General features: G+C 61.4%; 18 protein-coding genes. 5 read left to right on the forward strand and 13 right to left on the reverse strand.

What is annotated here, in order from left to right; all coding sequences use genetic code 11:
* Both AC1D1Z_RS25750 and AC1D1Z_RS25755 read left to right on the forward strand, forming a co-directional pair.
* On the forward strand, nucleotides 1-663 hold a 663-nt coding region (locus AC1D1Z_RS25750; protein ID WP_477851948.1), incomplete at its 5' end, for a carbohydrate ABC transporter permease.
* Nucleotides 663-1,496: a carbohydrate ABC transporter permease gene (locus tag AC1D1Z_RS25755; RefSeq protein ID WP_018447497.1), complete on the forward strand. Its 834-nt coding sequence runs from the start codon at nucleotides 663-665 to the stop codon at nucleotides 1,494-1,496. The genes AC1D1Z_RS25750 and AC1D1Z_RS25755, both read left to right, overlap by 1 nt.
* Nucleotides 1,497-1,523: 27 nt before the next feature.
* On the opposite strand, the gene AC1D1Z_RS25760 is transcribed toward AC1D1Z_RS25755, so the two are convergent.
* From AC1D1Z_RS25760 to AC1D1Z_RS25775, 4 genes are all read right to left on the reverse strand, one after another.
* On the reverse strand, nucleotides 1,524-2,762 hold the full coding sequence (locus AC1D1Z_RS25760) for an O-antigen ligase family protein (protein WP_131604892.1): 1,239 nt from the start codon (nucleotides 2,760-2,762) through the stop codon (nucleotides 1,524-1,526).
* Entirely contained in the window at nucleotides 2,759-4,321 is a 1,563-nt protein-coding gene (locus tag AC1D1Z_RS25765) for an undecaprenyl-phosphate glucose phosphotransferase (RefSeq protein WP_131604894.1), read from the reverse strand. Before AC1D1Z_RS25765 ends, AC1D1Z_RS25760 begins: the two co-directional genes overlap by 4 nt.
* 73 nt (nucleotides 4,322-4,394) lie before the next feature.
* Nucleotides 4,395-5,564 (reverse strand): glycosyltransferase, encoded by a 1,170-nt coding sequence (locus tag AC1D1Z_RS25770; protein ID WP_477851951.1) that lies wholly within the window; start codon nucleotides 5,562-5,564, stop codon nucleotides 4,395-4,397.
* Between the two features lie 3 nt (nucleotides 5,565-5,567).
* The gene (locus AC1D1Z_RS25775; protein ID WP_018241551.1) at nucleotides 5,568-6,143 is read right to left on the reverse strand and encodes a polysaccharide biosynthesis/export family protein; all 576 of its coding nucleotides are present in this window, start codon (nucleotides 6,141-6,143) and stop codon (nucleotides 5,568-5,570) included.
* Between the two features lie 190 nt (nucleotides 6,144-6,333).
* On the opposite strand from AC1D1Z_RS25775, the gene AC1D1Z_RS25780 reads away from it, so the two are divergent.
* Nucleotides 6,334-8,502, forward strand: a complete 2,169-nt coding sequence (locus AC1D1Z_RS25780) for a GumC family protein (protein WP_131604899.1) — start codon at nucleotides 6,334-6,336, stop codon at nucleotides 8,500-8,502.
* Between the two features lie 4 nt (nucleotides 8,503-8,506).
* Here AC1D1Z_RS25780 and AC1D1Z_RS25785 read toward each other — a convergent pair whose 3' ends face one another.
* Nucleotides 8,507-9,745: a GNAT family N-acetyltransferase gene (locus AC1D1Z_RS25785; protein ID WP_131604901.1), complete on the reverse strand. Its 1,239-nt coding sequence runs from the start codon at nucleotides 9,743-9,745 to the stop codon at nucleotides 8,507-8,509.
* Between the two features lie 119 nt (nucleotides 9,746-9,864).
* Nucleotides 9,865-10,074, reverse strand: a complete 210-nt coding sequence (locus AC1D1Z_RS25790; protein WP_018241554.1) for a DUF2842 domain-containing protein — start codon at nucleotides 10,072-10,074, stop codon at nucleotides 9,865-9,867.
* Nucleotides 10,075-10,189: 115 nt separating this feature from the next.
* Between AC1D1Z_RS25790 and AC1D1Z_RS25795 the strand changes: the two genes are divergently transcribed.
* Nucleotides 10,190-11,293: a COX15/CtaA family protein gene (locus tag AC1D1Z_RS25795; RefSeq protein WP_131604903.1), complete on the forward strand. Its 1,104-nt coding sequence runs from the start codon at nucleotides 10,190-10,192 to the stop codon at nucleotides 11,291-11,293.
* 26 nt (nucleotides 11,294-11,319) lie between these two features.
* Here AC1D1Z_RS25795 and AC1D1Z_RS25800 read toward each other — a convergent pair whose 3' ends face one another.
* The 7 genes from AC1D1Z_RS25800 to AC1D1Z_RS25830 all read right to left on the reverse strand — a co-directional run bounded on the left by AC1D1Z_RS25800 (nucleotide 11,320) and on the right by AC1D1Z_RS25830 (nucleotide 18,100).
* Complete coding sequence (locus AC1D1Z_RS25800) at nucleotides 11,320-12,111, reverse strand: sulfite exporter TauE/SafE family protein (RefSeq protein WP_018447504.1); 792 nt, start codon at nucleotides 12,109-12,111, stop codon at nucleotides 11,320-11,322.
* 183 nt (nucleotides 12,112-12,294) lie between these two features.
* Nucleotides 12,295-13,227 carry an N-acetyl-gamma-glutamyl-phosphate reductase gene (gene argC, locus AC1D1Z_RS25805; RefSeq protein WP_477851956.1) on the reverse strand — a complete coding sequence of 311 codons (933 nt, stop codon included), beginning with the start codon at nucleotides 13,225-13,227 and terminating at the stop codon, nucleotides 12,295-12,297.
* A gap of 60 nt (nucleotides 13,228-13,287) precedes the next feature.
* Nucleotides 13,288-14,250, reverse strand: a complete 963-nt coding sequence (speB, locus tag AC1D1Z_RS25810) for an agmatinase (RefSeq protein WP_018241559.1) — start codon at nucleotides 14,248-14,250, stop codon at nucleotides 13,288-13,290.
* A 224-nt stretch (nucleotides 14,251-14,474) separates the two neighbouring features.
* Entirely contained in the window at nucleotides 14,475-15,662 is a 1,188-nt protein-coding gene (cml, locus tag AC1D1Z_RS25815; RefSeq protein ID WP_131604906.1) for a CmlA/FloR family chloramphenicol efflux MFS transporter, read from the reverse strand.
* A gap of 309 nt (nucleotides 15,663-15,971) precedes the next feature.
* On the reverse strand, nucleotides 15,972-16,439 hold the full coding sequence (gene rpsI, locus AC1D1Z_RS25820; protein ID WP_018241561.1) for a 30S ribosomal protein S9: 468 nt from the start codon (nucleotides 16,437-16,439) through the stop codon (nucleotides 15,972-15,974).
* Between the two features lies 1 nt (nucleotide 16,440).
* Nucleotides 16,441-16,905 carry a 50S ribosomal protein L13 gene (gene rplM / locus AC1D1Z_RS25825; RefSeq protein WP_003558420.1) on the reverse strand — a complete coding sequence of 155 codons (465 nt, stop codon included), beginning with the start codon at nucleotides 16,903-16,905 and terminating at the stop codon, nucleotides 16,441-16,443.
* Nucleotides 16,906-17,221: 316 nt separating this feature from the next.
* Complete coding sequence (locus AC1D1Z_RS25830; protein ID WP_477851960.1) at nucleotides 17,222-18,100, reverse strand: LysR family transcriptional regulator; 879 nt, start codon at nucleotides 18,098-18,100, stop codon at nucleotides 17,222-17,224.
* A gap of 94 nt (nucleotides 18,101-18,194) precedes the next feature.
* On the opposite strand from AC1D1Z_RS25830, the gene AC1D1Z_RS25835 reads away from it, so the two are divergent.
* On the forward strand, nucleotides 18,195-18,425 hold the full coding sequence (locus AC1D1Z_RS25835; protein ID WP_018241563.1) for a DUF1127 domain-containing protein: 231 nt from the start codon (nucleotides 18,195-18,197) through the stop codon (nucleotides 18,423-18,425).
* The last annotated feature ends 93 nt before the right edge of the window (nucleotides 18,426-18,518 follow it).

Below are 18,518 nucleotides of genomic sequence, written 5' to 3' on the forward strand. Positions count from 1 at the left end.
ATCTTCTACTGTGTCCTGCCGCTGGTGCTCGGTATAGCTCTTGCTGCTTGCGTCTGGAATCTGAAGCAACGCGAACAACTCGCCCTGCGGACCTTCTTGTTCCTGCCTTATATCATGCCGACTGCCGTGTTGGGCATCATCTGGGCATGGCTCTACAATCCTGCCTTTGGCCCGTTCAATCAGTTTCTGAGAGCGGTGGGGTTGGGCGCATTCGCGCTGCCGTGGCTGGGCGATTTCAATTTTGTGCTCCCCGCGGTCGGGATCGTTGCCACATGGTATTTCTTCGGTTTTTGCATGGTCATCTTCCTGACCGGAATTCAGCGCATCGACCCGTCTCTTTTCGACGCTGCCAAGGTCGATGGCGCTTCGGCGCGAAAAACCTTCTTCTGGATAACGCTGCCGCTTCTATTGCCTGAAATAAGGGTGGTTTTGCTTCTGACGGTCATAGCCTCGATCAAAAGCTTCGACCTGATTTTTACAATGACCCGGGGTGGACCAGCCAACGCTACGCTTGTGCCGAATATCTACATGTATCAGCTCGGCTTCGAGCTTAATCGGTTCGGCGCCGCAGCGGCCATCGCCATTGTGGGCGCGATACTCACATTCGTAATCAACTATGCAATTCACCGATTTGTAGGATCGCAGCATAAAGGATTGGCTTGATGGGCCGTTCATTTAACATTTCCGCCGGTCCGCTATTCCTCCGTATTGTCCTCTGGCTTCTTGCTTTCGTCACGATCATCCCCTTCCTGCTCCTGCTTCTAACCTCAATAAAGAGCAAGGCTGACGTTCTGCAGGGTGCATTCGCGTTGCCGGCGTATCCACATTTCGAAAATTACGTCGATGCCTGGAATGCCGGACATTTCAACATTTACTTTTGGAATTCGATCATCGTTGTCATACCCGTCGTCGCTGCAAGCGTCTTTTTGGGCCTGCTGACCGGCTTTGCCTTCGCATACCTGTCATTTCCGCTGCGGCGTACGCTGTTCGCTATCCTGACGCTCGGCATGATGGTGCCGGCGGAAGCCTTCATCATCCCGCTTTATTATGAAATGCGGTATCTCGGACTGATCAATACCTATGCGGCTCTGATTGTGCCGCAGATCGCGATGTCGATACCATTCTCAACGATCTTCCTCGCCAGCGCGATGCAGCAGCTGCCGGAAGAAGTTCTCGAAGCGGCGGTTCTCGATGGCGCCGGACGCTTCTATATCCTGCGCAAGATCGTTATCCCCCTCATGGTGCCGGCAATGTCGACGCTGGCGCTGTTTCTGTTCATATGGACCTGGAACGAGTTTCTCATTCCGTTCATTCTGGTCAATGACGACGCTTATCGGACGCTGCCCCTCGGCATGCTGTTTTTCCAAGGGCGTTATACCGTCAACACGCCGGTTCTGACAGCCGGCGCGGTGATCGTGATTTTCCCGCTCATCGTGACTTATCTGGTTTTCCAGCGACGGTTCATTGCCGGCCTGACGGCGGGAGCGACGAAATAGACAGCCGATGCTGTCGGCGGCAAGACCTCACACCGCGCCCCTCACTCTTCGCTTGTGGCGCACTTCCAGTGCCGCGCAGCCCCAGACCGTGCCAAGCAGCAGATAGACATGGCGCCAGTGGTCGATGTCGATGACGTTGCCGATTGTCGCATGGCCGAGAACCGAGATCCAGGCGATCATCAGGAAGGGTTGCCACGGCCGGTCGAGCAGCAGGTTTCGGAAGCCGAGAGCCAGCGTCCAGAGAAGCATGCTGACATAGCTGACGAAGCCGAGCCAGCCATAGGTGGTCAGCGATTTCAGCCAGATATTGTGCTCGTCTTCGGGAAACATCGTGCCGAACACCAGCGGGCCGATACCGAACGGGCGCTCCATCATCATGGTGAAACCGATCCGGTGGCGCTCGAAACGGCCGAGATGTTCGCCGTCATATTGCTGCACCAGCTGGGCGCGCGCCGAAAACAGTTCGGCGACCTTCGGGATCTGGAGTGCCACCAAGAGCAAGGCGACCAACATAATGATCGCCGCCAGCGACAGGACCAGGACTCGCAAGCGAAAGGCGCCGCTGCGCTCCTTCAGCAGCATGATGAGGATCAGCAGCGCCACGCCAAGCGCGAAGAGCCCCCAGGCGGCACGGGAAAAGGAGAGGAAGATGCCGAGCGCAAGCACGAGCAGGGCCGCGGCCTTCAGCGGCGATTTCTTCAGGTCGCCGGCCAGGATGCCGTGGATGAGATAAAGGGATGGCGGCACCAGGAAGGGGCCGAAGACGTTGGGGTCCTGGAAGGCGCCCTTGGCGCGGTCGTAGAGCGTGAAGACTTCCGCGCCCGGAAAGGCATGGAAATAGCCGAGTATGCCGAGCGCCGAGGTGGCGACGGCGGCGAAGGTCCAGGCGTTGAAGATCAGCGGCAGCCGCTTGTGGCTGTCCTCGATGATCGCCGCGTAGAAGACTGCCGTCAGCGCCAGGAAGGTCGACACCGCGATATACATCGGCCCGGTCGCCAGGTCCTTCATCTGCGTCAGCGACAGCATCCCGCCGATATTGAAGGTGAGCAAAAGGGCGAGCAGCGGCGCCACGCCGCGCGAAATCCTTAAGCCCAGGATGAACCAGAGGCCGGTCAGCCCCGCCATCCAGAGTTCATAGGGCGCCGGCTCGTCGATCACGAAGCCGGAAAGGAAGACGCCGAAGGCAACAAAGGCCGAGCCGATCAGGCGCAGCGTCGTCCGCTGCGGCTGGGCGACACGGGAATATGTCGCCTCGATCGCGCTCAATAGGCGTTTTCCGTGTTGAGCAGCCGGATCGGCGTCAGGAACAGGATCTTGAGATCGAACCAGAGCGACCAGTTCTCGATGTAATAGAGGTCGTAAGCGGTGCGGAACTTGATCTTCTCGTCATTGTCCACTTCGCCGCGCCAGCCGTTGATCTGCGCCCAGCCGGTGACGCCGGGTTTGACGCGGTGGCGGGCGAAATAACCCTCGACGACGTCGCCGAAGGCGCGGTCGCGCGCCTGGGCGAGAACGGCATGCGGGCGTGGGCCGATCAGCGAGAGATCGCCTCTCAGCACGTTGAAGAGCTGCGGCAGTTCATCGATCGAGGTCTTGCGGATGAAGCGGCCGACGCGGGTGACGCGCGGATCGCCCTTGGTCACCGCGGCCTTGCCCGTGGGATCGGCCATGTTGGTGTACATCGAGCGGAACTTGAAGACGTTGATGATTTCATTGTTGAAGCCGTGGCGCTTCTGCATGAAGAAGACCGGGCCTTCCGATGTCGCCTTGATGGCGATCGCGGTCGCGACCATGATCGGCCAGAGAAGCGCAAGCGCGACGAGCGCGAAGAAGATGTCGAAACCGCGCTTGGCGACGGAATCCCAGTCGCGGATCGGCTTCTTGAAAATATCGAGCATCGGCACCGAGCCGACATGCGAATAGGCGCGCGGCCGGAAGCGCAGCCGGTTGGCATGCGCGGCAAGGCGGATATCGACCGGCAGAACCCAGAGCTTCTTCAAAAGGTCGTAAATACGGGCCTCGGCCGACAGGGGCAGGGCGATGATCAGCATGTCGATGCGCGTCAGCCGTACGAATTCGACGAGTTCGGCCACGGTGCCGAGTTTCGGATAACCGGCGACCATGATCGGCGAGCGCTTCTCGCCGCGGTCGTCGAAGATGCCGCAGATGCGGATGTCGTTGTCGGCCTGTTGTTCGAGGACGCGGATCAGGGCCTTGGCCGGCTCGCCGCCGCCGACGATGACGGCGCGGCGTTCCATGAGGCCGTTGCGCGCCCAGTTGCGGATGCCGTAGGTGACGAGGAAACGCTCGGCCGCAAGGAAGAGCGCGCCTGCGGCGAACCATGGAATATAGGCGTCGACCATCGCCCATGTGGTGCCGCGAATGAGCGCGAACAGCCCGACGGTGAGGAAAAGCGCGAATGTCCACGAGGCGACGATGCGCGGCATCAGCCGCAGCTTCGCCCGAAGCGCGGGAATGGTGTAGGTGTCGGCAAGCTGCAGGCTGATGACGGTCAAGGCCGAAGCGATCGCCGCCATGCCGGTCCGCATCAGCAGGGAATCGCTGCCGTCGCCGGGCCAGAAATAGTGGACGATCAGGGCGATCGCGAAGAGCGCCAGGAATTCCAGCAGCCGCAATTGCCCGATGATGATGGCAGGCGAATTGGTTCCGTCGCGGAACTGTTCGGCAATCTGCCGGGCATAGGGGTTGATTTCGGTCGGGTCGGAAGGCTTCTCCTCACCCGTGTCGCCGCGCACCTCGATGTCGGAGACCTGCTTGCGCAGCGCTTCGACGTCGAATTGATCGCCTTTTTCCAGCTTGTTCATGGGGCCAGCTTGTTCATGGGGCATCGTCGCTCGTTGTCAGCAAGCGAAGTACCAGAAAGCCCCTAAGAAATATTTACGAGGCGACGGGCATTGCTTGGCTGGCAGCCGGGTTGACGAGCTCATGATACAATTTCAGGACATCGCATGCCATGACGGCGGATGAAAACACCGCCTTCACCGCCTCGGGCTTCGGCATCGTCCTGGCGTGCCAATCGGGCGTGCTCAGCGTTTCCGCCATGACGCGGGCGAGATCGTCGGAATTACCGGGCTCCACCAGGGCTGCGCTGTCGGCGCCAAGCACCTCGGGAATGCCGCCGACACGGCTTGCGATGATCGTCTTGCCGGCGCCGAGCCCCTCGAGCACGATGTAGGGCATGGCTTCGGCGCGCGAGGGAACGACGAGGTTCTGCGCCATGGAGAAGGCTTCGTGGACCCGCATTGCCGGCAGCATGCCGATGCGTTTGCCAAGGCCGCGTTCGACCATCATTTCGCGGTAGCGGTCGCGATCCGGCCCGTCGCCGATCATCAGCGCCGACAGTGGCCTGCCGAGCAGCCGTTCCGTTTTGGCGAAGGCATCAACAAACAGATCGGGACCCTTGAGGTCCCGCAGCATTCCCACATAGATGAAATGCACGGCATCCGAGCGGGTCGGGATCGGCTCGAAATCGCGCTCGCCGATGCCGTTGTAGATCAGTCTCGTCTTCGTCCGCGGCCGCCCGACCTTGCGCGCGTAGGTATCGCGCTCATATTCGCAGATGAAGACCAGCGCATCGGTGAAATATTCCTGCAGGCGCTCCATCTTGAGGACGAACTGTCCTCCGAGGGAGGAGCGCGAATAATGCAGGCTTCCGCCATGCGCGGTATAGAGGCGGGCTACGCGATACCTGTTCACCCGCAACGCTGAGCCGGCAAGTCGCGCGAGCACGCCGCCCTTGGCGCCGTGTCCGTGCAGCACATCCGGCCGCAAACTTTTGATTTTCTTGTATGTGTCCCACATCGTCGCAATGTCGGACGGGCTGATCGAACGCCGGATTGGCACGCGTGTCAGGCCGAGCGAGAGATAGGGACGGATATCATCGAACAGGCTGTCCYCGTACTCGCCGCCGGTCGAGCTGTCGCAGAGGATGCCGATTTCATGGCCGGCCTTGCTGTGTTCCTCGACGAGATCGCGGACATGGCGGAAAATTCCGCCGACCGGTGACCTGAAGCAATGAAGGATGCGGAGCGGCTGCTGTTTTTCCATCGCTCAGAAAAGCCGTTCGCGAACGTAGATCGTGTCACCTGCGATGATCGGCCCTGATATATTGATGCGGCCGGTCAGCACCTGTCCATTGATCTTGCGCGTGACATCGACCATGCGCTGGTTGGCGCGGCTGGTGAAGCCGCCGGCAACCGCAATGGCATTCTGCACTGTCATGCCGGGAACATAGGCATACTGGCCGGGCTGGCCGACTTCACCCATGATGAAGACCGAACGATAGCGATCGACATCGATGGTGACGTCGGGATCGCGAAGATAGCCCTGCTGCAGTTTCTGGGCTATCTGTCCCGAGAGTTGCTGCAGGGTTCGGCCGCGGGCAGGGACCTGGCCGATGAGCGGGAAGGCGACATAGCCGGCCTGATCCACCGTATAGGTGTTGGTAAGGCTCTGCTGGTCGAAGACGGTGATGCGCAGTCGATCGCCGCTGTCCAGCGTATAAGGCTGAATAGTCGCCTCGTTGAAGGCCTTCGGCGCCGGCTTGTACGTCGTGCAGCCGCCCAATGCTGCCATCATGGCTGCAAGGCTCAGGGCCAAAAGGATCTTGGGCTGGACGACAGACATCCGCTTGTGCTCACAAAAATGAACTCGGTGCAGTCGTTATCGATCCGTTAGGGTTAATGCCCGGTAAAGGGCGCTTGCAATTTCCTGGTTTCCTCGATCGATCATCACTCATTTCTCGGCGAGATCGCCATTAACCGTTGAGTTACCATGGTCGTTTACGCTTACGGCACCTTTGTTGTGGAGTAAGAGCATGTCCGGCGTAGCTCGTGATCAGGATGTGGACATCGACCTCGGCCAGTTGGTCCGTGCGGTCTGGGCGCGCCGTCTGCGGATTTTGACAATCACCCTCTTGGGGGCGGGCGTCGCCTTTGCCGGCGCCAAAATCATGTCGCCGCAATATCGCAGCGAAACACGCATCCTCATCGAACCCCGAGCGCCGGCCTTCGCCAGCACGCAGCAGATCAATGACGCCAGCGCCGGTCCGCTGATGGATGAACTGAACATCGCCAGCCAGGTGCAGCTTCTGCAATCGGCCGATCTCCTCAAGAGGGTCATCAACGACCTGAAGCTCTATAACCTGCCGGAATTCGACGATGCCGCCAGCGGCTCGGCCATGAGCAGTATTCTGGTGAAGCTGCACCTGAAGAAGAACCCGCTGGAAAATCCGCCTGAAGAGCGCGTCATCGACGCCTTCGTCGAGCGCCTGCAGGTCTATCAGGTGCCGGGTTCACGCGTCATCGGCATCAATTTCACCTCCAAGGACCCGAAGCTCGCCGCCGCCATTCCGAACGCCATGGCGAATGTCTACCTTTCGACCCAGAGCGGCGCCAAGCTCGATTCCAATTCCGAGGCGACCCGCTGGCTGGAGCCGGAGATCGAAGGCCTGCGCCGGAAGGTCAGCGAAGCCGAGAAGAAGGTCGCCGAATACCGCACGTCGCACGGGCTGTTGCAGACGAACGGCACGACCACTTTTCCGGCCCAGCAATTGAACGATATCTCCGCCGAGCTGACCCGCGTGCGGGGCGACAAGGCCAATGCTGAGGCGAGGGCGCAGGCGGTGCGAAACGCACTGTCTTCGGGCGAGGCCTTCGATACGCTGCCCGACATCATGTCCTCACAGGCGATCCAGCGGCTGAAGGGGACGGAATCCGGCCTGCAATCGCAGATCTCCGATCTGCAGACCAGCCTTCTCAACAATCATCCACGGCTGAAAAGCCTGCGTGCTCAGCTCTCGGATATCCGCACCCAGATCCGCCAGGAGACGCAGAAGATCCTGGCGAGCATCGAGAACGAGTCCAAGGTCGCGGATCTCCGCGCGAGCGAACTCGAGCGACAGTCGGAGACGGTGCAGGCCACTAGCGCGCGCGCCGGTGAGGACGAGGTCGGTCTCAATGCGCTGGAGCGTGAGGCAAACGCCCAGCGTCAGTTGCTCGAAACCTATCTGGTGCGCTACCGCGAGGCCGCCTCCCGTGCCGACAGCAATTCGAGCCCTGCGGATGCGCGGATCGTTTCCAGGGCTGTTGAGCCGGTCGATCCCTATTTCCCGAAGGTGGTGCCGATCGTTGTCGTCGCTGCTGTCGCGACGCTGATCATGAGCGCCATCGTCATTATGCTGACCGAACTCTTCAGCGGCCGGGCGCTCCGCCCAGCAGATGCGACCCCGGAGGCAATCGAGGCAGAAGCGGTCGTCGAGGAGAAGCATGTGCCGCAGGCTGCTCCGATTGCCACTCCCGCCAGAAAACCCGTTCAGCCGAGCATGCTCGCCGTTGTCGCGGACGAAGAGGATACGACCGAGGACTCGGAGGCTGCCGAGGAGGCGCCAGAGGACGAGAATGAATTCTCCGTCGCTTCAGTTGCAGACTATCTCACCGGCAGCCGCGCGCCGCTGGCAATCGCCATATCTCCGACTGGTGATAATGGCTCGGCGGCGACGGTTTCKCTGACCCGCATGCTCGCCGACGCCGGCCGMCGCGTCATCCTGATCGACATGACCGGTTCCGGCTACCCCACAGAACTGATGGCCGAGGACCAGGCCGCCCTCGGCGTCACCGATCTGCTTTGCGGTGAGGCCGCCTTCGGCGATACGATCCACGGTGACCGCCTTTCCGATGCCCATCTCATCCCTCAGGGCCAGAGCGACGTGCGCCGCGCCATGCGCGGTGTCGACCGGCTGTCGTTGCTGCTCGATGCGCTCGCCGCCGCATACGACCTCGTGGTGGTCGAATGCGGTTCGGCCGATGTCGCCGGCGTCTCGCGGCTGACGCGCAGCCGCGACGTCGAGATCATCCTCTCGCTGCCTGAGGTCGAGGAGGCCATCTTCGTTGCACTGATGACGGAATTCCAGGCTGCAGGCTATGAGCGCGTCGTGCTGATGTCGGGCGGCGAAGGCGCCGAACAGACGCTCGGCCGGGCCGCTTGAACGGTCAACCGATCCGTGCCCGGATGCCCTGGGCGAATTTATAGAGCTTCGGGCGCGCCTTGATATGCGCCTTGCCGCGGGTGACGATCCGGTGCGCGGCGCCGGCGATCACACCGAACGGCGAAACCGGCAGCACCACGTCGTAGTGTGGGGTCTCGACCGGCGCCCAGGAGCGCTTGTAGGTCTGGTCGCCGAGGCCGAAATCAAACAGCGCGACGCCCTTGCCATGCAATCCCGAAATGGTCTGCCAATAGAGAAATTCGCCGGGGCTCGTATCCGGCACGAGTTCTTCATCGATCGCACCGAACTGGCAGATGATGTGGTCGCCCTTGCGCGAAATCCCTGAAATCGCTGCGATCTTACCCTCATGCCCGTCCTTGAGCCGGAGTACATGCATCTGCAGCCCGAAATACTGCTTGCTGTCATCCAGCTTGTCGAGCAGGCCGTGCAGGAAGGCCTGCGTTTCCCTGTCGGCGAAGACGTCGGGCAGGCCGAGGCTGGCGAAGCGGGCGCTCTTCAGGCAGAAGAAGATATCGAGCAGGCGGTGCTGTTCTTCCGATGTCCCGGGAATGAGGTATTCGAAGCCGCCGGCCGCCTCGAGCCGTTTCGACTGCACACGGAATTTCTTGCGCCGGTTCTTGGCGTTGAGCTGCTTCAGCGTTTCCTCGAACGTGGAAAGGAACGGCAGCTGGTAGGCATGATTCTGGTTCTGCACCATCGGCAGCCCCGTGAGCGGGGTCTGTCGCCCGCGCCATTCCAGCGGAATGTTCTGCAGCAGCAGCAGATCGGCCCGGCCCTTGAGTGCCTGCTGAAGCTGGCTGGCGAATTTGCCGGCGTCGATGGTTCCGCCGCTTTCTGCAAAACTCTCGGAGAACAGGCCGGTATTGATGTTGCTGTGATCGGCTGCGATGAACTTCGCGACCGCGAGCCCCCGGGACTTAACGATTTCGACCGGCAGAATGAAAGCCGTCTGGTCGGCATGGGTGCCTTTGAGGATTGCAAGCGGCCGCTGGAAGGCGCTCACCCAGGCAGTGCACCAGTCGTAGCTCTGATGCAGGGACTGGAGATTGTCGCGCTCCAGCGCCCGCCACTCATCCTCCAGCGGCTGCATCGTATCGAAGACTTCGATGTCGATTTCGGCCATGGCGAGTTTCATGCTCAGCTGGCGCAGGCGCGAAATGGCCGCTTCGGCCAGCGCCTTGTCGGACGGCTGTTCATGGACATCGAGCTTTTGCGTCTGCACGGTTTTCTCCGGTCAAGAATGCTGAACGGGAAGGTAGGTATGCCAGACGTATATTTGGTTTAACCGCACGCGATGGACGAGGTTTTCCGCGGATCACGGTTATTCGGCCGTTAATGGCTCTACTTCTGCGGCGGCCCGGCCATCCATTTGATGAGCACCATCGCCGGCAATACCCAAAGCAGGCCGGTGAACAGGAAGTAGAGCAAGTGTCCCCACCAGGGCGCGTTGCCGAGCGTTGCCACCGCGATCGTATTCGCCACCAGCGCATAGACGAGCACGAGCACGATGATCAGGATCGTGCCGATGAATTTGCGGAGGCGGATGGGCATCGGCTATCTCTTGCAATGGATGGGTCGAACCGGCGCGACGGCATGCCGCAAAGGTTCGGGGCTTGTTTTGCATGAGCCGGTGGGGCAAATCAACTGCCGGATAGAAGGAGATATCATGGCCGTCGCAAACCCGACCACGGAACAGGCGATCCTCGGCGAAGTGCGCAAGCAGAATCGTGACCGCCGCGCCTTGCGCCTCTGGCTCGGTTTCGTGCTTTTGGCGCTCTTCTGTCTCGTCCTCGTCGGCGGCGCCACGCGCCTGACCAATTCCGGCCTGTCGATCACCGAATGGAAGCCGATCCACGGCGTCATCCCGCCGCTGTCGGCTGCCGAATGGGAGGAGGAATTCCGCCTCTACCAGCGCATTCCCGAATTTCAGGAGCTGAACAATTCCATGACCGTCGATGAGTTCAAAGGCATCTTCTGGTGGGAGTGGGCGCACCGGCTGATCGCCCGCGGCATCGGCGTGATCTTCGCGCTGCCGCTCATCTATTTCTGGCTGACCCGGCGGATCGAGAAGCGTCTGCGTTGGCCACTCGTCGGCATCCTGGCGCTCGGTGGCCTGCAGGGTTTTATCGGTTGGTGGATGGTGTCCTCGGGCCTTTCCGTCCGCACCGACGTCAGCCAGTACCGGCTGGCAACGCATCTCGTCATGGCCTGCCTGATCTTTGCCGGCTGCATGTGGATCATGCGCGGTCTCGCCAGACATTCCGATGATCCGGCGCCGGCAAGAAGTTCGCGCGGTTTTGCCGCCGCGATCGCCATTTTCGCGCTGTTCCAGATCTATCTCGGCGCGCTGGTGGCTGGGCTCGACGCCGGTTTTTCCTACAATACCTGGCCGCTGATGGATGGCGCCGTCATCCCCTCCGATCTGTTGATCCAGCAGCCCTTCTGGATCAATGCCTTCGAGAACCCGAAGACGGTGCAGTTCATCCACCGCATCGGCGCTTATACGCTGTTCGCATTGACGCTGGTCAACATGGTGATCGCCCTTCGCGCAGCACCTTGGACCACCCATGCACGCCGCGCCGTCCTGCTCTTCGCGCTGGTGACGCTGCAGGCGGCAATCGGCATCGCCACGCTGCTGATGCATGTGCCGCTTCACTGGGGCCTGCTGCACCAAGCCGGTGCGCTGGTGGTTTTCGGTTTCGCCGTCGCCAATTGGCGCGGCTTTTACGGCGAATATCCGCATGGGACGATGATCGCCGAACGCGATTGAAGCGAGCTGCCTTCTCGGGGGCGGATCTATCGCAACACCCCATCGAGCAGCGGCATGCCGATGATCGCGGCGGCGGCTATCAGGATGTAGCAGGCGATGCGGAAGGTCCGCTCCTCGGCAAGCCCGAACAGTTTCGAGCCGCCGTAGAGCCCGACCGCATAACTCGGCAGGATCACGGCGGTCAGCGCGAAGACGGCAGGCACGAACAGTCCGCCGACATAATAGCTGATGGCGCTGAAAACGGACGAGATCGAGAAGTAGAGCACGACATTCGCCCTGACGCGCGTGAAGTCGCTCTTGCCGCCGAGCCAGTAGGCGACGACCGGCGGTCCGCCGAGCTGTGCGGCGCCGCTGAAAAGCCCGGCGATCAGGCCGACGCCGCTGCTGAGCGGTGCAGAAGGGGCGCCATGGTAGCGCCATCCGGATGCGAGAAGCGCGAGCAGGGTGATGGCGATGATCGTGATGCTCCAGCGCAGCAACATCGGGTCGAGCAGCGCCAGCATCGCCGTGCCGGCCGGCACGCCGAGGGCGGCCCCCGCCGCCATGACGAAGACCTCGGGCCGGTTGGCGCCGCGCCAGGCGGGAGGGATCATCCCAAGCGCCGCAATGCCGTCGATGACGAGCAGGATCGGCGAGATCAGCTTCGGCCCGACGATCGCGCCGCCGAGCGGAATGAAGATCAATGCGGCGCCGAAGCCCGAAAAGCCGCGGGCGAGCCCGGCGATGAAGGCAAACGCCATCAGCGCATAGATGCCATGATCGGGCAGGGCGGCGTCAAACCATGCGCTTACGCCAGCGATAAGCGCATCCAGCGTCATGACATCAGCTCCGTGATTCGGGATTGGCAGCGAGGAAGGTCCGCTCTCATAGCCCAATCGTCGCCGATGATCGAGGTGAAAGCGATGCAACGGCCGCCGAGGCAAGCGGCCGCAAGAAAGATCATGATGAAGAGATCGACACAAAGCCTGAGCGGCATCGACGTCGATGCCGTCGTCTGCGCCTTATGAGGCGAGCATCAGGTCCATGTTCTGGACGGCGGCGCCCGAGGCGCCCTTGCCGAGATTGTCGAGCAGCGCCACGAGGTTCACCTGCGAAGCGCCTGAGGTGCCGAAGACGAAGAGCTTCATCGTGTCCTTGCCCTCTAGCTCGACGGCGTTGACGCGGGGCAGGGCCTTGCTTTCGGTCAGCGGCACGACACTGACGGTATCCTGGCCGGCATAATGGGCGAYGAGTGCGGCATGGATGCTTTCCATCGTCGTGCCCTCGGCGAGATCGTCGAGATGCAGTGGTACCTGCACGATCATGCCCTGCGCGAACTTGCCGACCGACGGCGAGAAGATCGGCGCGCGGTCGAGCAGGCCGTGCACGGTCATCTCGGGCACGTGTTTGTGGGTGAGCGGCAGGCCATAGAGGAAATGCGGCGCGGTGATCGCATCCGGGTGATCCGGGTTTTCCATCTGCGCGATCATCTGCTTGCCGCCGCCGGTATAGCCGGAGACCGCGTTGACCGTGACCGGATAGCCGTCCGGCAGAATGCCGGCGGCGCGCAGCGGCCGGATGAGGCCGATCGCTCCGGTGGGATAGCAGCCGGGGTTGGCGACGAAACGGGCGGCCTTGATCCTGTCGGCCTGCGCGCCGTCCATCTCGGCAAAGCCATAGGCCCAGCCGGGATTGACGCGGAAGGCGGTCGAGGTGTCGATGACGCGCACATTGTTGTTGGCCGAAACCATCTGCACCGCTTCCTTCGACGCATCGTCGGGCAGGCAGAGAATGGCTATGTCGGCGCTGTTCAGCATGTCCTCGCGCATGGCGGCGTTGCGCCGCTCGGCTTCGGGTATGGACAGAAGCTCGACATCGCGGCGGCCGGCCATGCGCGTGCGGATCTGCAGACCCGTCGTGCCGTGTTCGCCGTCGATGAAGATTTTCGGTGCCATGTTAAACCTGCGCTTTCAATGGGTTCTGAAGGTTTCCGGATTCAGTTTGAGGATGATAGGTCAGCCTTGTGACACGGCGATGGCGCGTCGCTCGGCATGAAGACCCAGCATATACATCGCCACCGTTGCCCCCGCAATGGCGGTGATATCAGCATGATCGTAGGGCGGCGACACCTCAACGACATCGGCGCCGCGGATATCGAGCTGGTGCAGGCGCTGCAGCACCGAGAGGATCTTGGCGCTCGACGGTCCGCCGGCAACCGGCGTGCCGGTGCCCGGCGCAAAGGCCGGATCGAGGCAATCGATATCGAAAGTGAGATAGGCCGGCGCCCCGCGTGTGTGGGAGATGATCGCCGAGGCGATATCGCTGGCGCTCATCTCCTCGACCTGATGACCGTAGAGAATGTTGACGCCGCAATCCTCCGGCGCATGGGTGCGGATGCCGATCTGGATCGAGCGGTCGGGATCGATGATGCCCTCGCGGGCGGCCCGCGCCACGAATGAACCATGGTCGATGCGGCGTTCCTCGTCGAACCAGGTGTCTTGGTGCGCGTCGAACTGCACGAGCGCCAGCGGCCCATGTTTTGCCACATGGGCTTTCAGCAGCGGCCAGGTGACGTAATGATCGCCGCCGAGCGTCAGCAGGAAGGCACCGCTGTCGAGGATGACATTCGCCTGTCGTTCGATGGCGGCTGGCGTGTCCTGATGATTGCCATAATCGAGCAGGCAATCGCCGTAGTCGATCACGGCCATTTCGGCGAAGAGATCACGGTGGAAGGGATATTGCGCATCATTGTCGAAGATCGCCGAGGCGCGCCGGATCGCTTGCGGCCCGAAACGTGTGCCCGGCCTGTTCGATGTCGCGGCATCGAAGGGAATACCCCAGACGGCAACGTCGACGCCGGCGAGCTCCTTGGTGAAGCGGCGGCGCATGAAGGACAGGGCGCCGGCAAATGTCGGGTCGCTGGCAGCGGAGGTGAGGCTGGTCGCCGTGAAGGCGTGGTCAATCGATCTGTTCGCCAAGTCATGCTCCTTTTTTCGGTCGCAAAACCGTAGTCGCGTTCGATGCGGACGCTGCATTGCATGATCGCCGTTGACGTGAGGGTGCCAGGCGGCGGTTCTCTCGCGAAGGAACTGGCCGATCCCCTGCGCGCAGAAAGGGGTAGGCGAGGTGCGTACAGATTTCAAGCGATCGTTCGGACGACGGCCGCTCGTTATCGTCGAGCGACCGTCATTTGCTCGTCTGCCTATCGGGCCGGCTCCGGCAGGCACCACAATCCAGCCAGCGTCGTCAGCGCGGTCGCACAGACATAGGCCGCGAGCGGCCAGGCGCTGTCGCCGCCGAGCAGAAGCACGAAGAAAGTTCCGGCAACTCCGACGATGATGCTCTCGACGCAGCAATAAAGCGCGACCGCCGTTCCTGCCGTGTCGCCAAAGGCGTCGAGCGCGCCGTTGGCGGTGACCGCGGTCGCAAGGACGATGCCGATCGCGATGATCCACATCGGCACGACGAAGCTGACCAGGGAAGGCTGCAGAAACAACTCTCCGAAGACAAGCAGCATAGCGCCGGAAAGCAGCACGGCCATGCCTCTGGCAAGGCTGCCTGCAATGCCCCAGCGCATGACGAAGTGTTTGGCAAAACGCGCCGTCACGATCATTACCAGCGCCACCGTGGCAAAGACGAAGCTGAAGGCGATGCCGGAGAATCCGGCTTTGTCGATCAAGATGCGGGGTGCTGTCGAGAAGAAGACGAAGAAGGCGCCCATCGCTGTACTGAAGCCCACTGTATAAACCCAGAAGGGTAAGCTTGTAAGGATCGGGCGGAGAGCGATCTTTGCAGTGGCGGCGGGGCGGGTTTCATGCCACCGCATGCCGGCATTGAAAAGGGCGGCAACCGAAAGGAGGCCGATGACGAGGAAGATGGCGCGCCAACCGAAGCGATCGGCGATCAGGGCTCCGGCGATCGGAGCTAATGCAGGCACGAAGGAGAGGATGGAGCCGAGAAGGCCATAAATCGTGCTGCTTTCGGGACGCCCGGCATAGACGTCGCGCACTGTTGCGAAAGTTGCAACCAGTGTCGCCGACGCACCGATGGCTTGCGCCAATCTCAACACTACGAAGATTGGTGCTGACGAGGAGATGGCAAGCAGGAAGGATGAAGCGGCAAAGAGTGCCGCGCCTCCGAGCAGGACAGGCCGTCGTCCGACAATATCGGAAACCGGCCCGAAGACGATCTGCCCGGCGCCGAGCACGAGCATGTATAGGCTGAGGGTCAGTTGGATGACGGCCGGCGATGTACCGAGCGCCTCCGGCATGACCGGCACGATCGGCAGATAGATATCCATGGCAAGCGAAGCCAGGATGTCGAACGGTGCCATCAGCAACAAGGCTGCCGGCAGGGAATAGGTCCAGGGCTGGATTTTGGGATAGGACATGGGAAAGAACCCGCTCAAATGATTTCATTCGGCGGCGATCTGTCTCTTCATCAGTATCGGGATTGGCCGGACAGACGCCGCAACAACAGGGCAAAGTTGTTGCGGCCTATTTGTCTGCGGACTTGGTTATTCCCATGCTTCGACACCCTTGAATGTGGCCTCGCTTAATCCCGAAGCGTTTTGCCAAATTTCTACCAGCAGAACCGGAATGCGACAATGGCATGCCGGCACGCTTCCAATTGGCTTAACAGAGCAAAACAAAAAGGCCGGGTTGCCCCGGCCTTCGTAAATTCTGTCTGTCCGAAGCGATTAACGCTTGGAGAACTGGAACGAGCGGCGGGCCTTTGCCTTGCCGTACTTCTTGCGTTCGACGACGCGGCTGTCGCGGGTCAGGAAGCCGCCCTTCTTCAGCACCGCGCGCAGGCCCGGTTCGAAGTAGGTGAGCGCCTTGGACACGCCGTGGCGAACGGCACCGGCCTGGCCGGAGAGGCCGCCGCCGGCAACGGTTGCGATGATGTCGAACTGGCCGTCACGGGCAGCGGCGACGATCGGCTGGCGCAGGATCATCTGCAGCACCGGACGTGCGAAATATTCCGCGAATTCCTTGCCGTTGACGATGATCTTGCCGGAGCCCGGCTTGACCCAGACGCGGGCGACGGCGTTCTTGCGCTTGCCGGTCGCGTAGGAGCGGCCGAGCGAATCGACCTTGCGGACGTGGGCCGGAGCAGCAGCTTCGGAAGCCGTGCCGAGATCCTTCAGGGAGGAGAGGTCAGCCATATCAGGCGCTCCTTACGTTCTTTTTGTTGAGCGCGGCAACGTCGAGGGCGACCGGCTGCTGGGCTTCATGGGGATGGTTGGAGCCGGCGTAAACGCGCAGATTCTTCATCTGGCGACGGCCGAGCGGGCCACGCGGAACCATGCGTTCGACGGCCTTTTCGAGGACGCGCTCCGGGAAGCGGCCTTCGATGATCTGGCGTGCACTGCGTTCCTTGATGCCGCCGGCATAACCGGTGTGCCAGTAGTAGACCTTGTCGGAATACTTCTTGCCGGTGAAAACGACCTTTTCGGCATTGATGACGATGACGTTGTCGCCGTCGTCAACGTGAGGCGTGAAGGTTGCCTTGTGCTTGCCGCGCAGGCGCATAGCGATGATGGAAGCGAGACGGCCAACGACCAGCCCTTCGGCGTCGATGATCACCCACTTCTTCTCCACCTCTGCAGGCTTCTGGGAGAAGGTTGCCATAGTGAATACTCTCTTTTGGGACCCTTGGCCCGAAGGCTTGAAGGGCGTTTCTTGTTGCTTGGATTGGCACGCTCGAGGCATGCCAAAAAGAAAGCAGCCCGGATAGGCTGCGTTCTGGCGCGGTGTATAAAGGGAATACGACATGGGGTCAATATCGACTTTCCCGAGGTTTGGAAAAAAAATAAAGCAAAAACAATTAGTTAGATATATGGTATTATAATACCTCATATTTGTCGAGGTCCCAGGCTGCTGCGCCGGACGTTTTTGGCGTCGCCTCTGCCGGTTTGACGTAACGTCCGACGGTCGAAAGCAGCTCTCAACCTTTGAACGCGCGCAGGCATTTCATCATTTCGCGAAGGCCGCGTGTCAGATGTTTGTCCCGGCGTAGAACCATGCCGAGGCGGCGCGTCAGCCGCGGGTTCAGCGATGATGTCGTCACGAGGCCGGCGCGGTCGCGCTTCAGCGCCAGCCCCGGCAGGATCGACCAGCCAAGTCCCACAGCCACCAGCTCCTTGATCGCCTCGATACTGCCAAACTCCATCGCAGGTCGGATCCTGGTATCCGGGGCGGCTAACCACGCGTCGATTGCGCGCCTGGTATTGCCGCCCTCATAGAGCAGCAGCGTCCTGTCGCGCATGAATGCGGCGTCCGGTCCCTCTTCGGGCATGAGGCTGCCGGCGGGGGCGACGGCCAGCAATTCCTCTTCGTAGAACGGTTCGATCTCGAAGTTCCGTCCCGATGCCGGCAGGGGAACGACAGCGATGTCGAGGCTGTTGGCTTCCAGTTCGTGCAGAATGCCGTCGGCATCGCCGATGCGCACGGTGATTTCGAGCCCGGGCATGCATTTTCTGGCGGCAGCAATGGCGCGAGGAAGCAGATGGATCGACGCCGTGCCGCCGCTGCCGATGCGCACGCGGCCGCTCGCACCATCTCTGTACGGCACCATCGCTTCTTCCGCGGCGGCCGATTCCTGAAGTAGCCGCCTTGCATGCACGAGCAGGTCGAGGCCTGCAGCGGTCGGCTGTGCTCGCCGTCCGACGCGCTCGATCAGCCGGACGCCGAGCCGCTGTTCGAGCCCCTTGACCTGCAGGCTGACGGCCGGTTGCGTCAGGCCTTCCTTGTCGGCCGCAGCCGTAAAGCTTCCGAGATCGGCAACATTGACGAAGGTGGCAAGCTGATCAAGATTGAGAGGCATACCAAAGAAATCCTTATGCATATGATAATATCAATAAGCTTCTATCGCGGCATTTTCCAGCGCATCTTTCACCCGTTCAAGAAAGGAAGAAGCGATGGCTCTGGAATTGAGCGAGATCTTCGAAACACCTCGCGATATCGTTCGGTCGAGAATTCGCTGGATGGCGCGATGGAGCCGGCGGCTGCTGATGACGGTCGAACATCACCTCGAAAAGCGCCGCAGCCGTCGCACGCTTTCGGAACTCACCGACGACGAGCTTTGCGATGTCGGTCTGACCCGTGCGCAGGCGAGGGCCGAGACATCGAAGTCGTGGTTCTGGTCCTGACTTCAGCGGCCAAGGCGGGGTGCGGATCCTGCTCGAAATTGCCGGCGCCTTGTGGCAAAACGTCTGCCTGAATCGAGCGCAGGGAGCAGCATC

The sequence above is a fragment of the Rhizobium sp. P1_E1 genome (assembly GCF_056406015.1).

Bases quoted from the DNA above. Each gene is read 5' to 3' on its own strand.
- cml (WP_131604906.1), bottom strand. From the start codon at position 15,662: ATGTCCTATCCCAAAATCCAGCCCTGGACCTATTCCCTGCCGGCAGCC.
- AC1D1Z_RS25775 (WP_018241551.1), bottom strand. From the start codon at position 6,143: ATGTCTGTCGTCCAGCCCAAGATCCTTTTGGCCCTGAGCCTTGCAGCC.
- AC1D1Z_RS25755 (WP_018447497.1), top strand. From the start codon at position 663: ATGGGCCGTTCATTTAACATTTCCGCCGGTCCGCTATTCCTCCGTATT.
- AC1D1Z_RS25800 (WP_018447504.1), bottom strand. From the start codon at position 12,111: ATGACGCTGGATGCGCTTATCGCTGGCGTAAGCGCATGGTTTGACGCC.
- AC1D1Z_RS25830 (WP_477851960.1), bottom strand. From the start codon at position 18,100: ATGCCTCTCAATCTTGATCAGCTTGCCACCTTCGTCAATGTTGCCGAT.
- rpsI (WP_018241561.1), bottom strand. From the start codon at position 16,439: ATGGCTGACCTCTCCTCCCTGAAGGATCTCGGCACGGCTTCCGAAGCT.
- AC1D1Z_RS25790 (WP_018241554.1), bottom strand. From the start codon at position 10,074: ATGCCCATCCGCCTCCGCAAATTCATCGGCACGATCCTGATCATCGTG.
- AC1D1Z_RS25795 (WP_131604903.1), top strand. From the start codon at position 10,190: ATGGCCGTCGCAAACCCGACCACGGAACAGGCGATCCTCGGCGAAGTG.
- AC1D1Z_RS25835 (WP_018241563.1), top strand. From the start codon at position 18,195: ATGGCTCTGGAATTGAGCGAGATCTTCGAAACACCTCGCGATATCGTT.
- rplM (WP_003558420.1), bottom strand. From the start codon at position 16,905: ATGGCAACCTTCTCCCAGAAGCCTGCAGAGGTGGAGAAGAAGTGGGTG.
- AC1D1Z_RS25765 (WP_131604894.1), bottom strand. From the start codon at position 4,321: ATGAACAAGCTGGAAAAAGGCGATCAATTCGACGTCGAAGCGCTGCGC.